13 protein-coding genes and 1 pseudogene are annotated in these 14549 nt (G+C 39.9%); 10 read left to right on the top strand and 4 right to left on the bottom strand.

Features of this window, described 5'->3' with window-relative positions:
- Nucleotides 1-2034 (bottom strand): histidine kinase, encoded by a 2034-nt coding sequence (locus tag DB398_RS06600; protein ID WP_108423613.1) that lies wholly within the window; start codon nt 2032-2034, stop codon nt 1-3.
- Between the two features lie 250 nt (nt 2035-2284).
- Between DB398_RS06600 and DB398_RS06590 the strand changes: the two genes are divergently transcribed.
- From DB398_RS06590 to DB398_RS06575, 4 genes are all read left to right on the top strand, one after another.
- Nucleotides 2285-3226 (top strand): collagen-like domain-containing protein, encoded by a 942-nt coding sequence (locus DB398_RS06590; RefSeq protein WP_159076333.1) that lies wholly within the window; start codon nt 2285-2287, stop codon nt 3224-3226.
- Nucleotides 3227-3313: 87 nt separating this feature from the next.
- Entirely contained in the window at nt 3314-4567 is a 1254-nt protein-coding gene (locus DB398_RS06585) for a hypothetical protein (RefSeq protein WP_108423610.1), read from the top strand.
- A gap of 148 nt (nt 4568-4715) precedes the next feature.
- Entirely contained in the window at nt 4716-5186 is a 471-nt protein-coding gene (locus DB398_RS06580; protein WP_234416119.1) for a hypothetical protein, read from the top strand.
- Between the two features lie 83 nt (nt 5187-5269).
- A complete protein-coding gene (locus DB398_RS06575; protein ID WP_108423608.1) occupies nt 5270-5968 on the top strand; it encodes a hypothetical protein in 699 nt (232 codons plus the stop codon).
- Between the two features lie 293 nt (nt 5969-6261).
- Here DB398_RS06575 and DB398_RS06570 read toward each other — a convergent pair whose 3' ends face one another.
- Complete coding sequence (locus DB398_RS06570; protein ID WP_108423607.1) at nt 6262-6483, bottom strand: hypothetical protein; 222 nt, start codon at nt 6481-6483, stop codon at nt 6262-6264.
- A 381-nt stretch (nt 6484-6864) separates the two neighbouring features.
- On the opposite strand from DB398_RS06570, the gene DB398_RS18730 reads away from it, so the two are divergent.
- On the top strand, nt 6865-7230 hold the full coding sequence (locus tag DB398_RS18730; protein ID WP_108423605.1) for a low temperature requirement protein A: 366 nt from the start codon (nt 6865-6867) through the stop codon (nt 7228-7230).
- A gap of 7 nt (nt 7231-7237) precedes the next feature.
- Nucleotides 7238-7999: pseudogene (locus DB398_RS06555) on the top strand (low temperature requirement protein A); the annotation flags it as partial.
- A 288-nt stretch (nt 8000-8287) separates the two neighbouring features.
- Here the strand turns inward: DB398_RS06555 and DB398_RS06550 are convergent.
- Entirely contained in the window at nt 8288-8968 is a 681-nt protein-coding gene (locus DB398_RS06550) for a type 1 glutamine amidotransferase domain-containing protein (RefSeq protein ID WP_108423603.1), read from the bottom strand.
- Between the two features lie 174 nt (nt 8969-9142).
- A complete protein-coding gene (locus DB398_RS06545; RefSeq protein ID WP_108423602.1) occupies nt 9143-9727 on the bottom strand; it encodes a Crp/Fnr family transcriptional regulator in 585 nt (194 codons plus the stop codon).
- Nucleotides 9728-9917: 190 nt separating this feature from the next.
- Between DB398_RS06545 and DB398_RS18525 the strand changes: the two genes are divergently transcribed.
- The 4 genes from DB398_RS18525 (at nt 9918) to DB398_RS06520 (ending at nt 14129) form a co-directional block, all read left to right on the top strand.
- The gene (locus tag DB398_RS18525) at nt 9918-10637 is read left to right on the top strand and encodes a putative quinol monooxygenase (protein WP_108423600.1); all 720 of its coding nucleotides are present in this window, start codon (nt 9918-9920) and stop codon (nt 10635-10637) included.
- Between the two features lie 76 nt (nt 10638-10713).
- On the top strand, nt 10714-11577 hold the full coding sequence (locus DB398_RS06530; protein ID WP_159076332.1) for a helix-turn-helix domain-containing protein: 864 nt from the start codon (nt 10714-10716) through the stop codon (nt 11575-11577).
- Nucleotides 11578-12232: 655 nt separating this feature from the next.
- The gene (locus tag DB398_RS06525) at nt 12233-13285 is read left to right on the top strand and encodes a site-specific integrase (RefSeq protein ID WP_234416117.1); all 1053 of its coding nucleotides are present in this window, start codon (nt 12233-12235) and stop codon (nt 13283-13285) included.
- 280 nt (nt 13286-13565) lie between these two features.
- Nucleotides 13566-14129 (top strand): ParB/RepB/Spo0J family partition protein, encoded by a 564-nt coding sequence (locus DB398_RS06520; protein ID WP_108423836.1) that lies wholly within the window; start codon nt 13566-13568, stop codon nt 14127-14129.
- Nucleotides 14130-14549: the final 420 nt, after the last annotated feature.

The raw sequence follows: 14549 nt of genomic DNA, 5'->3' as shown, positions 1-14549 counted from the left end.
TTATCCGTTATAGGTTATGGTTATGCGGGTGCCCTCCGGCATGCCCTCGTCGTTTTCAAGATCCAAAATGTCCAGGCGCATTTTGGCCTCGCTGATATGGTTGTAGAGCGACAATCGTTCCTGGGTGATGCGTGTCCCAGCGGATGGATGTGTCTTCTTGGCTTTGCCACTTTCCTTTCGCCCAACGCCATTGTCCTCGATGGTGATCTGAAGTTGCTGTGAGGTGTCGAAAGTGACCGAAAGTTTTTTTTCGGGTTTGCTACTGGGGTGCAGCCCGTGCCATATAGCATTTTCCACGAATGGCTGCAACAATAATGGTGGTATGGTATATTGCGAGAGTGCCTCGCGCGAGTCACATTGGATGGTATAGGAGAAATCCTCGCCCAAACGACTTTTCTCCAAAGAGAGGTAGAGTTCCAGCATCTCCAGTTCCTCTTCCACGGTAATGGTATTTTTGCTGCTGTTCTGCAATATGGTACGGAGTAGCACCGAAAAATTGTCCAGGTATTGGATGGCATCCTCCTCCCGTGACAACATCACGAGGTTTTTAAGGGCATTTAGACTGTTGAAAATGAAATGGGGGTTCATCTGGGAGCGGAGGGCCAACATTTTCATGTCACGGAGGCGTTCGGCAAAGGATCTCTTGATCTGTTTTTCCTTTTGCTTTTCCATTTCCGAATAGAGCTTGATCAACTCTTCGGTTTTTTGCTGTACCTGCTCGTCCAGTTCCTTGCGCATCTTTTCCTCCATGATCTGGTTCTGTTGCAATTGCTCGATCAATTTTTGGCTGGCCCTGTCCTTTTCCTTTTGGATGAGGAACACCTTTTCCCCAAGCGCTATGGAGAAGCAGAACACTTCGCCCAAAAGCCCTGCTTGGAAAATGATATTTTGTGCATAAGGAAAATTGAAAATACTGCCAGGAACGAAATGTAATTCGGTAAACGATATAAATGCCGAAACAAATGCCCCTATAAAAAACAGGCTTTGTCCCAACACAAAGTATTTCATGAGTGGATGCTTTACCTTTACCATGATCCATACGAACAATACAAGATTGAACGGTATTACAATAGCCCGTACTATGTAGAAAATCAACTCTTCGGCATTATCCGTATCCCAGGTATGATAATTATAAATGAGACGAAAAAAGGCGTATGCAAAGCAAAAAATGCCCAAGCCTATCAAAGCCTTTGATAGCGGCTTACTAAAGTTTTTGACTTCCAACAGATGCAAAATAAAGAAGATGTAAAACCCGATGAAAGTAAATTGCGCCGGTTCAAATAAGATTTGCGAAGAAACCGGAGCGTGCCGTGCAATGTTTCCTACCGTTGCCAGTGTGGGCTGTAATGCTGCAAAGGCATATAATAGTTGAAAGAAAAGGTAGCCGAGATAATAGAAATAGACCCGACTGCGCAAGTGAAACCAAAAGACCAGGGCAAATAAAAGGATACAGCAGAGCGAAATGATATAGGTATAGATAAAGGCAATGGAAGGGGCTTCCTTTGTCCTGGCCTCGTCCATAAAATCCAAATAGTCAGTCCTGGAATACAAGATCGGCATGTTGGTACGGCCTGTTTTGTAGTCATTGGCGATACGGATATAGCATAGGGACCGCTGCAAGGGCAATAGTTCCAATGCTGTAAAAAAATACCATTTGGGCTCGGAACGTTCACCCAAGGGCACTAGGTAACCATTTTTAAAATGCTCGAATCCCCCATTATTTTGTAGGTACAAATCCATGTGGAAACCGCTTTGAAAGAGGTAGGTGGTAAGCGTGTCCAGTGTGGTGTTTTCAAGCGGGAACTTGATCCAGATCGCCGTTTCCGGGGTGGTGGCAAAAGAGGAATCATACGCTTTCCAACCGTCGGTTTTCAAGATTTTCTCAAGGGATTCCTCCCGGCTGCTCCGCAAAGCCTGTACTTCCGGATGGCCCACAAGGTCCACTCGGGAAGGAAGGGAATCGGCCCTGATCTGTGCGGAAAGGGAACACAGCCCCGCTAGGAGAAAAATAATGAAGAGGGCTATTTTTTTCATTTTTCCATGTTTGAAATCGCATCGGCACGAAAGACCCGATTGCCAAGGCCTCCAATGATTCCCCCAATATATAAAATGATTCCATCCCCTGCACCACAAATTAGGGTTTGGCCCTTGTGAACTAGAATTTGGTACCTAATGACACCATTCCCGAATTCTAAGTTGGACAGGCCAAATTCTAAATCAGGGTTTTTGGGGGAAGTGTTAACGGCTAAGTTTGTTTTCATTAGACATTTCAAAAAACCTCAACATGAAAACCACACGATTTTACACTCTATTTTTATATATGGCGGTATTGCTCCTTGCGTCATGCAGCGAGGAAACCGTCACGGGTCCCCAAGGTGAAACCGGGGAAACAGGTCCCATGGGCCCCCAGGGCATTCCCGGAAAGGATGGGGCACTTATCCTATTTGGCAATGGTGCTCCCGCGGAAACCTTGGGTAATGACGGCGATATGTACCTGGATGGGACGGGCAGTGAACTCTACGGGCCCAAAACCGATTCCGGTTGGGGCACACCGCTCCAATTGAAAGGGGAAAAAGGCGATCAGGGCGATGCCGGGGCGCCGGGGAGCCAGTTTCTCAGTGGTACGGTCGATCCCTCAACTGGGGAAGGGGCCGAAGGGGATTACTTCCTCAACCAAGAATCCGGAGATCTTTTTGGTCCCAAGTCGGCTTCTGGGTGGGGCACCCCCATCAACCTCAAGGGCACGGCCAATGTGGTGGCAAGTACTTGGACAAACTTGAAGCCCTGGACCAATACAGCTGTGTCTTATCTTCGTGAAGCGGCATACTCCATTCCCGCACCCATATTGAATGCCGTAGGCTATAGTGACTTGACAAGCATGACGGCCTCCGGTGGCGTATTATTGGTCTACTTGTCCATCAATGGTGCTTGGACAAACCAGTTACCTTACACAGACATTACCTCTAACTGGCATGCCCGTTGGTATTTACGCGATAATCCGGGTTTTAACTACTTCTATCTTAGTGTCCGAAGGCCGTCCGGCACTACGGCACTACCAGAAGATATAAGAGACCTGACAGGCAACTATAAGTTGCGCTATGTGCTCATTCCGGCCGGTATTCAGATAAATGCCGCCAAAGCTGGGGAAAAGGACGTCTTGGATGCAAAGGCATGGCAGCAAATGGGCTATGACGAGGTCAAGGAACTATTGGGCCTTTTGGACTGATCCATTTAACATTTAAAGCATCCCAGTATTACCACCATGTGGATGCCAATTTTTATCACAACGGAAACATCACTAATTAGTATATCTATGAAAACCTCAACAAAAATCATGTATTTGTTCACCTTGGCCTTGATAGTGGGCAGTTGTTCCTCCGACGGGGAGAATGATGACCCGCAACCGCAATATAACCTCGATGCGCTGCAGGGAAAATGGTACAGGGTAGGGGGCAATAACCCCGATGCCAACGGTATGGAAGTCACGGTCACCAACGACCAGGGTGTGCTGACCGACCCGGCAAACACCAGCCTACAGGTAAACAACATCAAATGGAAAGACATTGAGGCCACCGGGGAAACCAATTACGAACACGGTGAACTGGGCTCTGACCAGAATTATTACAGCGGGTTCATGGAAATGGGCTCGGACGACACCTTGAGGATCAGTATCAATAGCCCCGGTGCGGGCAATGTCCAAAAATGGGTCAGGACATTTATTGCTCCCATTGCCGAGCTGCACGAATGTGAACCTTATGAGCCGGATGCTTTTTCCATGGCAAAGGATGATCTATGGGTGGAAGCTGGTGAAGAGGATGAGTTTCCCGGATTGCTCCCGGCATCGACGGATCCGGCAGGGGGGTATTATATCGTTACCTTGGAATCAACAGGGCCCATACCTTCCCAACCGTGGATAGAAATTTCGGTTTCTGGCGAAGAGGTTCCCGTCATCAACGGTACATCAGCCGGAACCGATACCCCCCTTACCAGAAAAGTGGCCTTTTCGGCGCATCCGGGCATTGCCTATGACGTTATGGCAAGACCTTTTTACAATGCATCACCACCATCGGATGTTTATCCAGAACCGTATAAAATAACATGGGAATATGTGGGCATCATGGACTGCTATGAACCCAATGACAATTTTGATGAGGCCAAGTTCATCCCAAAGGATGAGGTCATTGAGGCCTATGCGAACAAGAACAATGAGGGCTACGGTATCCAGGAAGAACAGGATGACTATTACAAAGTGGTCCTATTTCAACCGGCCAGATTGCAGGTACAATTGCTGCAAAGCCCTTCCGATGATTTCATCGACCTCAATGTATATAGAGAAAGTGGGGGGGAGATTGTGACCACGTTGACGCCCATTTCAGGTATGCCGGGAGACAAGGAAGATGGGGCACTGTACTTTAAGACCACCAATTCCACGCTTGATGCGGGTACCTACTATGTGCGGGCACGTACGTTTATGAACGATGGCAAAACAGCCGACCTCAACCTTGATGAACCTTTGCCGGACACTTGGATAACGCCCTATACCTTCACCGTGACCACAGTGGAGTAAAATGGAACAGAAGCATCTGCCCAATTGAAAATAAAGTTATCAACTCTTTATTTTTGGTTCGGCAGATGTTTTAGACCAATTACGGCCAATATGGCCTGTTGTGTCGGAAGGAGACACAAAAACCTGAAAAATATCAATATAAATTCATATGAAATCTTTTCGTTATATATTGTGCCTTATGTTTTGCCTTGCTGTTTCCACGGTTATCGGCCAATCCCTTTCGGGAAAATTGAACGTGGAAGGCTGGAACAAGGTCACCGAATTGAAATCACAGGAACCGGTATCCCTTTTCAAAAACTTCAGGGATGGTAAGCACAAGATATTGTTCCGGTTCAAGAACAGCTCAGGGGACAAGGACATTGTGCTGTTCCAGATGAAAACGACCCTTGCCCACAATGGAAAAACCATTGGAAGCAGCCAACGTTCTGATTGGCCTTGGTTGCCGGGGGATATGTATGTTCCTGTGGAAGCCTTTGATTTTATCCCGCTCCTTCAAAAAGCGGCCAATGGCAACAAAGGGAAGCTGATGCCCGGAACCTATGAAATTCGTTTGGAAATGAAACCCGCACAAAGGGATGCGCAACCGATCCATACGACCCTGACCTTGAAGGTATCCTGAAAAAATCGTCGAGCAACAGCCATGAGCAAGTTTTTGTCATTCAGAAGATGGTCATGGAAACGAAAAAATCAAAACACTGATAGATGAAAAAGTTATTTACACTACTCACCTTACTGCTCTGCACATTGGGCGGTGCCCAGACCTTAACGGGAAAACTTGTCAACCCCTTAGAAGGGATGAAAGGGATGGACATTGCCATCTGGCCCTTGGGCCTGGACAGATCCATTACCATTGGACAATTAAAGGCCGATGGAACACTGGAATTTAGATTTCCATCCAAGGATAGTTTCCTACCTGAAAACGGGGAACAACAAATGATTGCAAACGAACTTAAGTATGCCCTTGCTTTCAATTGCTTGGGGCAGGAGGAAGCGACTTATCCGGAAATCATGGCCGCACGGATCAAACCCATTTCACTGTGGTATAAAGGACGATATGCCGGTGTATTGTTTCCGGTTACGACCGAGGCTTTGATCCCCTGGTTGGAAGACGAGGCCTACAATAACCCTGAAAAGGGTACTTTCTACGAACTCATCTATTTGGACCAGGCCACGACTTTGAACATGCAATGTACGACCACATATCAGTTTTCCGGTGATGTGGTGGAGGCGACTTATGATTACCAACTGGAAATGGAAGCTGGACTGAATTTCATTGCATATACCATTGAAGAGATTTATGGAACCGACCCCAAGGTAACTTCCTTTAAACCCAGTAAGGTCACTGTCAAGAATATCCAAAAAGGTTTGGATGGCATTCAATGGTTTGCCAAATATTTTTAGGGATGTTTCAATTTAATACGTCTGTTTTTGATTCATTCGGTTTTGGGATTTCCATAATTCTATAGCCTTACCTCGATTTACTTTGAGGGCGGGAGTGCGTAGCACGGAGCGATTAAAGTTCACCGCAGGTGAATTGACCTGAATGGTCTCGGTTATCGCCAGTTGGCGGAGTAAGAGACGCGGATTTGTCGGCTTAGTATTGGTTTGTTGGTCAAGTTAATTATTTTCTTACTAACGGAGCCGCTTATTGGCGATGAACCGTTGTTGTGCGCAGGCTTATTAGTATTAATGTTTTAATTATGCTTTTTCACATTATTTTGGTAATCCGACAAGCAGCTTGGAAATACTGGTAATAACTTTTGCTTTAGTTCTTCAATTCCAATTTTAATAATCTCAATATATTCCGCTTGAGTGAATTCCGCTTGAATCTTTGCAGTTGAACATTTACAATACTCTTTAGTCAAATCAGGATATTTTACTGCCATTTCTTTAGAATCTGCTAAACATTTTTCCATAATATATTAGCGCTTTCATTTGTACAACTTTGGTTTTTCAATTCAGCCAGTACGGGTTTTATTACCTTACAGGGAAGAATTGGTAGGAGACATTCGAAGAAGCAGGTGGCACGGTGGCGTTATTGATCTAATAATGGATTCAGTAGGTGGAATGGTTGGAATTGCCAATTTTATTTCTAAAGAAGATAAATTAGCAACTATTGATCTTAGAATTGATTATTTACAAGGTGCAAAAGCATTTTGATTAGTTGTAGATAATCTAGTACATTTGGGCAATAGACTAATGGTAACAAGTATGCAGGCTTTCCAGGAAGGTCAATTGGTTGCTGAAGGAAAAGTCGTTTACAATTTCATTAAAAGTAAATCCTGAAAATTTAATATTTGGAATATTTTCTAAAACACCGACATGCTACCTGGCTCGAACTATTCTTCGACCTTGTTTTTGTATCCAGCATTGGAGTAGTGACTCATAATCTGGCGCATACTCATAATAACCATTTAAATCCTGAACAGATTTGGCTATTCCCTTTACAATTTATTATAATCTGGTGGATCTGGACTGTACATACCTTATTTTCCAATCGATTCAATCATGATAATAGGACTGAAAGAATCTTTAGTCTTACAATTATGTTCTTGATGATAGTCATGTCTGCATTTTTTGGAGATGATCTCTTTCAGAATTATCCTGTATTTGTATGTTTTTATGCGGTTATAAAGTTAATATTGGTGTTTCTATTTTTTTAGAGCATCTAATCAAGACCGGCACTCTGTAAGTTATTCTAGGAAAAGTGGTTATGTAATTCTTTTAGGCACGGGAATTTCAGCTATTTCCATTTTCATGGAAACCCCCTTAAGGGAAATTATTTTGGTTTCAGGAATTCTAATTGAAATGCTCGGTATTTATCTTGTAAGTACACGGAATTTGGAGAAACCAAAACCAGTCCATCGCGAACATATGGTAGAACGAATAGGATTACTTTCAATAATACTTCTGGGAGAATCTATTATAAGTCTTACAGGTACTTTAAGAAATGTCAATTGGGACATTTTAAGTATTGTGGCAGCAGTTACGGGTTTTATTATGATTGGCCTTATTTGGTGGATATATTATGATAGTTTCCATGTCAATGAGCGGATTAAATCTATGACCAACGGGTTTCCTATGTTGTATTCCCACTTGTTTTTAGCTATGGGTTTTGTAATCTTGGCTAATGTGATTCGACATGCTATTTTAAATGATCTAAATATGAATGAGTTTAGAATTCTGGCGATTACGGGAATGAGCTTTTTTTACATCGGAAAACAAACCGTTTATATTGTTTTTATTCCTCCTTTCCGTAAAAGGATGACAATTAATACACTGGTATGTATTTTTATAACCATAGCATCTACCTTTTTGCCAAAAATGGAATATACGCTTGTTGGAATTACAATAGGTATGCTGTTTTACACGTTTGCCAATTTCAAGTTTATCTTAACCAAGGATATATCTGAGTATGTTTCGAAAGAATAAAAATATATAGCCCTGCGATGATGCACAAATCCCAAAGTGCGGGAATTGGAGCGGAGCGACAATGTAGCGATTTGGGTTCACCTTTAGGTGACCGAGCGAAGCGACCGATGAATACCTTTAATAAACAATAAAAATATTATGAATAATTGTGCATCATCGTATTTGTGTATGAGTAGTAGCGAAATTTTTGCGATCACTTTCGGAAAGTAATTTACAAAATAAAAAAGAATAGCGACTTGGTTAAAAAACCAAGTCGCTATTACTTATACACGTTGTTGTGAGTAGTTTTTACTTTAACTTTTCTAGTAATAGTTCGGCAACTGGTTCTGAAGATGCAGGATTTTGTCCAGTTATTAATAAACCGTCTTCGACCGCATAAGGACTCCAGTCTGCTTTTTTAGAATAAATTCCACCATTACTCTTTAACATTTCTTCTACTAAAAATGGAACAACAGAAGTTAGTTGAACAGCTTCTTCTTCACCGTTTGTAAATCCAGTTACTTTTTTTCCATTAACCAAAGATGTCCCATCCGTATTTTTTGTGTTTTTAAAAATTGCAGGAGCGTGACAAACAGCAGCAACAGGTTTATTGTTGTTATAAAAATCTTCTATTAAGGCAATTGAGTTTTCATCTTCAGCTAAATCCCATACAACACCGTGTCCACCAGGATAAAATACTGCGTCATAATCTGCTTGATTTACAGTTTCCAATTTTATTGTTTTAGATAAGATCTCTTGAGTTTCTTTATCATCATTAAATCTTATGGTTGCTGGAGTTTGGAAATCTGGTTCATTACTTTTTGGGTCAATTGGAGGTTGTCCTCCTTTTGGAGATGCCAAAGTAATTTCAATTCCTTTATCTTTTAATAAGTAATAAGGTGCTGCAAATTCTTCAATCCAAAAACCAGTTTTCATTCCAGTATCTCCTAAATCTTCGTGATTAGTTAATACAAATAATACTTTTTTCATTGTTTTGCTTTTTTTATGTTAGTACTTAATTTTTTTTCATTAGAATTATTTTCTTTTGTGTTTTTACCACAAGAGGAAAATAAAGCTAAAGCGATTATAATTGTTGTTATTCTTTTGATTAGAGACAAAATTACTGTCAAATTAAGTACTGAAAATTGATGTATGGTAATAAAATCAATTGTGAGATATTTCTTTTCTAATTCTACTTAAGCTTTCGGTAGTAATTCCTAGATAAGAAGCTATATGGTAATTTTTTACAGCCTGTTCAATATTTGGGTAAGTGCTAATAAAAGAAACGTATCTTTCTTTAGCTGATTGGGCTAAACTTGCTAATATTCTTTTTTGAAAGCTAGCAAAAGCTCTTTCCATTTTTTTTCTGAAAAAAGTTTCTAATTGTGGAATCTCTACAAATAAATCTTCCATACTTTTTTTGGAAATTTCATATAAAGTTGCTTCTTGAATAGTTTCAATATACATAATCGCTTTGGATGCAGTGAAGAAAGCCGTATAATCGCTTATCCACCAATCATTAATGGCGAATTGCAAAGTATGTTCTTTACCAGATTTGTCAATAAAGTAAGTTCTTAAACATCCATTGTAAACATAATATTGACTGTTCACTTTATCATCTGCTTTTAATATTGTAGACCCTTTTTTTAACTTGAGTTTTTTAAGTTTACTTTCAACAAGATTCATTTCTTTTTTTGAAAAAGAAATGCCTTTAAAAATTTCTAATATTATTGAATTTTCGATGTTCATTTAAATTACTCACAACGTTAAGTATATGAAGCGTAGCGCCCGAATGGGAGCTATGATTTCATATACAGTGTTATGAGCTTTTTTACATTCTTCATTGTCACTGGAAAATTGTCCATGCTTAAGTCTCTTATCTCCATTCCAAGGCCCCTTATTTAGTTCCACATTTGCAGTGTAACAAAAATAAGTCAAAATGAAATTTAAAAGTGTAATCAAATTAAGTAGCCTAGTTCTAATTCTAGGGATAACAATTCAAACATTTTCTCATTCTAAAAAAAGTAATATTATGGACAACACAAAAAATGAAAAAATCGGATTATTAGTAATCATGAAAGCGAAAGAAGGTAAGGAGCAAGAAGTGAAAGAGTTTCTTCTAGGTGGTTTATCATTGGTAAATGCAGAACCAAAAACTGAATCTTGGTTTGCATTTCAAATAGATGAACAAACTTTCGGAATTTATGACACATTTGAAGCTGAAGAAGGCAGACAGGCACACTTAAAAGGAGAAGTGGCAAAAGCCTTATTGGCCAATGCTGGAGATCTTTTAGAAGGTTTTGATTCTAGCAGAGACATTAAGACCGTTGATGTTCAAGCAAGTAATCATAAAGTGGGTAATCAGAATAACGGATTGTTGGTGATTATGAAAGCCAAAGAAGGAAAGACATCTGCAGTGGAGGATTTCTTACAAGCGGGCAAGTCATTGGTAAGTTCTGAGCCTGCAACTTTATCATGGTATGCTTTTAAAATCAATGAAGAAACCTATGCCATTTTCGATACGTTTGCAGATGACGCTGGCAGAGATGCTCATTTGACAGGGAAAGTAGCAGCAGCGTTGATGGAGAATGCGCCTGTAATTTTGGAAGGCTTTGATGCTTCAGCAATTCAAAAAATTAACATTCTAGCTTCAAAATAAATATTTGATTTAAGAAAGGAGTGCTTTGGGCACTCCTTTCTTTTTAAATTTGAATGAGCTAAAAAATAAATTTAGTATGGCCCAAATAATTATAGACAAACAAAACGGGGAACTTGCGTTTAGATTAGAAGAGTTCAACGACCTAAGCCAGTTTGATCATTTACAAAGAAGAAATTATTATTCTATCGTTTTGTTATGTGGAATTAGCTATGAACTAAGCGTTGATTTTCAAAGTTTTGAATTGCAAGGAAATCAAATGATTTGTTTGGCTCCGTATCAACCTTTCATGATACGTTCTGAAGAAAAGTGTCAGGGTTATTTATTGAATTTTCATCCCGATTTTTTTTGTACATATAGACATCAAAACGAAATAGAGACCGAGGGATTCCTTTTTAATAATTTCCATGGTTTACCCTATTTTACTGTAAACGAGCAAAGCCTATTTCTTAATTTGATTGATCAAATTTCGAAAGAGATGGACAAAGACTCAATCGCTCAGCATGAAGTTCTTGTGGCATTTTTAAAAGTGTTTTTAATAGAAGCGGTCAGACATAAGAAACAATTTGATCAACAATTAACTTCCAGATTTTCGGATTCAAAAACAGAAATTTTACAAAATTTAGTCGATGCAATTGAGAGTAATTATTGCAAATTCCATTCTCCCCAAGAATATGCAGATGAACTATGTGTAAGTCCTAAAACTTTAGCCGGTATCGTCAAGAAATATCTCAATCAAACGACTTCATCCTTAATTTCAAATAGGATCATTATTGAGGCGAAACGAGAACTTTATCTAACTTCTAAACCAGTGAAACAAGTTGCTACTTTTTTAGGTTATGACGATGAATTCTATTTCAGTCGTTTTTTTAAAAAGAAGGTAGGAGTATCACCTGATATTTATCGTAAGACAGTTGGTTTTGCTAAACTAGAGTCAAATTAATTGCTTATAACGTTCTCGGCTATGATTTCGGGCGGAATGTTCACTGCGTGAAATTCCACAACGAAATCAAACCTTGGCTTGAAGTTAAGGATTTCCGTTCAAGGAAATCCTGCCACAATGAATTATAGCCAACTTAAGTTTGATTCTGATTATATTATAGTCATAAATCAGAAAGAACAAAAGAGAGGAACAAGGTCAATATAGCCATAGGAAGTTATGATTCCGTCAACCCCGACTTAACTTATTTAAGTAACATCAAAACACTGTTAATCTTATGATTTTCAGTGTTTTGTGTTTTTGGCATATCATCTAAAATCAATTAAAACCATCTAAAATCATATAAAGCGTGTTCTTAACGGGAGCAGATTATTACACTTTATGTTGTAATTTTAGATGACTTCTGAAGCAGTTTGCTTGTGTTTTGACTTTCACAGTATTAACAGTTAAAAACATGACAACATGCAGAAAAACAATCGCTTAACAATTAATTTCTTCACGAGGAAACACCGCGTCCAATCCGATAACCTTATTATTTATTGTAGGATCACCATCGACTGTGAGCGTACAGATTTTAGCATAAATCGGGAAATTAAAGCTAATTTATGGGGACAATAACCGTGAAAGGGGCAAGGGATTTTCCAATTATGTGGTCTCTTTGAACAAGTACCTTGACCAAATTTATACAGGCCTGCATGAGGCCCATAGATTGATGATGGCCGAGGAAAAGGTAATCACTCCTTTAGGTATCAAGGCAAGGTTCTTTGGTGAAGACGAAGGGGGAAAGACATTGAAGCAATTGATTGCCTACCACAACGGAACCATGCACACATCTTTACGCCCGGGAACCAGAAAGAACTACTTTATTACCGAAAGGTGCATAGGCCTATTTTTAAAAGAGGAATATGGTATCGAGGATATTAAACTCAAAAAACTGAACTTTCGATTTATATCCGACTTTGAACAATACCTAAGAAAATACAGGCCATCTACTCGTACCAAGTGTACCAATAATGGGGCGATGAAACATATGGAGCGGCTTAAGAAAATGTCAAGATTGGCGGTAAGGATGGAATGGTTATCAAAGGATCCCTTTGAGAACTATAAACTGCATTTTGTCAAAGCCCAAAGGGAACATTTGACGAAAAGGGAACTTGGACTCATTGAAGAAACCAGTTTTGCCAAGCAAGGCGTTGAACGGACAAAGGATGTATTCCTGTTTTGTTGTTATACGGGCCTGTCCTATATTGACGTGAAAGCGCTAAGTCCTGACCATGTTATGAAGGGAATAGATGGAAATGATTGGCTGTTCACCACAAGGATGAAGACCGATGAAAGGCTGAAAATACCATTACTTCCCCAGGCAAAGGAAATTATCAAGAAATATGAAGGGTCTTCCGAAAGGAAAATCAAAAATGTTCTTTTACCCGTTTTCAGCAACCAGAAAGTCAATTTTTATCTGAAAGAGATTAGTAAAGCCTGTGGAATCCGTAAAAGGGTCACATTCCACACGGCAAGACACACCTTTGCCACAACAGTAACCCTGTCCAATGGAGTTCCAATTGAAACTGTTTCAAAGATGTTGGGACATACAAAGCTTTCCACCACTCAAATCTATGCAAGAGTATTGGAACACAAGATAGGGGAGGATATGCAAAATCTCATTAACACTATGGATGGTAGTACCAATAAGAAGGTCAGTGAAAATTAAGTTTGGTTCTAGGTTATTAATATTGGGATATGAGATGCTTGTTTCTTGTTTACATTTCACCGCTTAATTAATCCCAGTTCAATTCCGATTATTTCAAGTAACCATTGGTTGTTACTTTTTTAATCAATATTTCCGAAAGTTAAGCTCGCACTATTTTCTCGGACAAGGGACGGCATAAAACCGTTGCCGATGTCACTATTTATTCCGTCCCTTGCCACTCCAATATTTTGTCTTCCGCTTGGTCAGCGCTCAAATATTGTTTAACCAAAATCCAAAAATCATGGAAACACAAACAAAACAAAGAGTGACACGAAAAGGGAATGCGAAGCAATCTTCAAAAGCAAAACGAACCACACTGAAGAAGGAACAGAATTCTGTTCCACAAATCCAGATGTTGGAAATCGATTTTGTTTCACCGGATCCGACTCAACCTCGAAAAACCTTTGATGAGCAAAGTCTGAATCATTTGGCACAGAGCATTGCTGAACATGGGGTATTACAGCCGATCACCGTACGAAAATCCGATGATGGTTATATCATCGTTATGGGTGAAAGACGGTTTCATGCCAGTAAATTGGCTGGATTGACCACTATCCCTGCTATGGTAAGGGACTATGGGGACACTGAAATCTTGGAAGTCCAGATCATTGAGAACCTGCAACGCAAGGATGTGGAACCCACAGAGGAGGCTGAGGCTATCCAATTTCTGTTGGACGGAACTCGAACCTTTTACCAAAATGGCCCATTTTTCAGGGTCTTCCAGAGGATCAATAACAAGAGGCGCCGAATTGCTCACCTTTTAACAAATTTTAACTTTTTTAACATTAAAAATGATGGATTTTGACCTAAAATAGAAGTTTGGTTTCAATATGGATTGGATCAACTGTTTTTCATTGAAAATGTGTACACGTGCAATCTTTTTTTGGAACTAATTTTTTTTGATTCTTTATCAAGTTTTAAAAGTGCCTTTTCAAATGTATTATTCCTCCAAATATTTTATATATCAGGTATTCCCAAATTTAATTTTCTCTATTAAATCATTGAAATATTCAGAGCTCCAAATATTTAATACATCGAATTCATTTACACTTTTTTGATTTTGAACTTTTTCAGTGCCAGCACGATGAAGGAGAGGTAGTTGAACCCTTTCCAGCTTTCCGTTGTGGTATCGAATCTGTTGAGCAGTGTGGATAGGGCGGTCAATGTATACCACCTGCGGCGGATGAAAGTGAGCAGTGCAAATCAAGTGCACGAGATCGACTCA

It is taken from the genome of Flagellimonas amoyensis (genome assembly GCF_003058265.1).
Taxonomy (GTDB): domain Bacteria; phylum Bacteroidota; class Bacteroidia; order Flavobacteriales; family Flavobacteriaceae; genus Flagellimonas; species Flagellimonas amoyensis.
The sequence above is the reverse complement of the archived record's forward strand: the minus strand, read 5'-3'. Positions and strand labels throughout refer to the sequence as shown.

Coding starts and splice junctions, on each gene's coding strand:
- DB398_RS06585 (WP_108423610.1), top strand. CDS start 3,314: ATGAAAACCTCAACAAAAATCATGTATTTGTTCACCTTGGCCTTGATA.
- DB398_RS06580 (WP_234416119.1), top strand. CDS start 4,716: ATGAAATCTTTTCGTTATATATTGTGCCTTATGTTTTGCCTTGCTGTT.
- DB398_RS06545 (WP_108423602.1), bottom strand. CDS start 9,727: ATGAACATCGAAAATTCAATAATATTAGAAATTTTTAAAGGCATTTCT.
- DB398_RS06530 (WP_159076332.1), top strand. CDS start 10,714: ATGGCCCAAATAATTATAGACAAACAAAACGGGGAACTTGCGTTTAGA.
- DB398_RS06575 (WP_108423608.1), top strand. CDS start 5,270: ATGAAAAAGTTATTTACACTACTCACCTTACTGCTCTGCACATTGGGC.
- DB398_RS18525 (WP_108423600.1), top strand. CDS start 9,918: ATGAAATTTAAAAGTGTAATCAAATTAAGTAGCCTAGTTCTAATTCTA.
- DB398_RS06600 (WP_108423613.1), bottom strand. CDS start 2,034: ATGAAAAAAATAGCCCTCTTCATTATTTTTCTCCTAGCGGGGCTGTGT.
- DB398_RS06550 (WP_108423603.1), bottom strand. CDS start 8,968: ATGAAAAAAGTATTATTTGTATTAACTAATCACGAAGATTTAGGAGAT.
- DB398_RS06590 (WP_159076333.1), top strand. CDS start 2,285: ATGAAAACCACACGATTTTACACTCTATTTTTATATATGGCGGTATTG.
- DB398_RS06520 (WP_108423836.1), top strand. CDS start 13,566: ATGGAAACACAAACAAAACAAAGAGTGACACGAAAAGGGAATGCGAAG.
- DB398_RS06570 (WP_108423607.1), bottom strand. CDS start 6,483: ATGGAAAAATGTTTAGCAGATTCTAAAGAAATGGCAGTAAAATATCCT.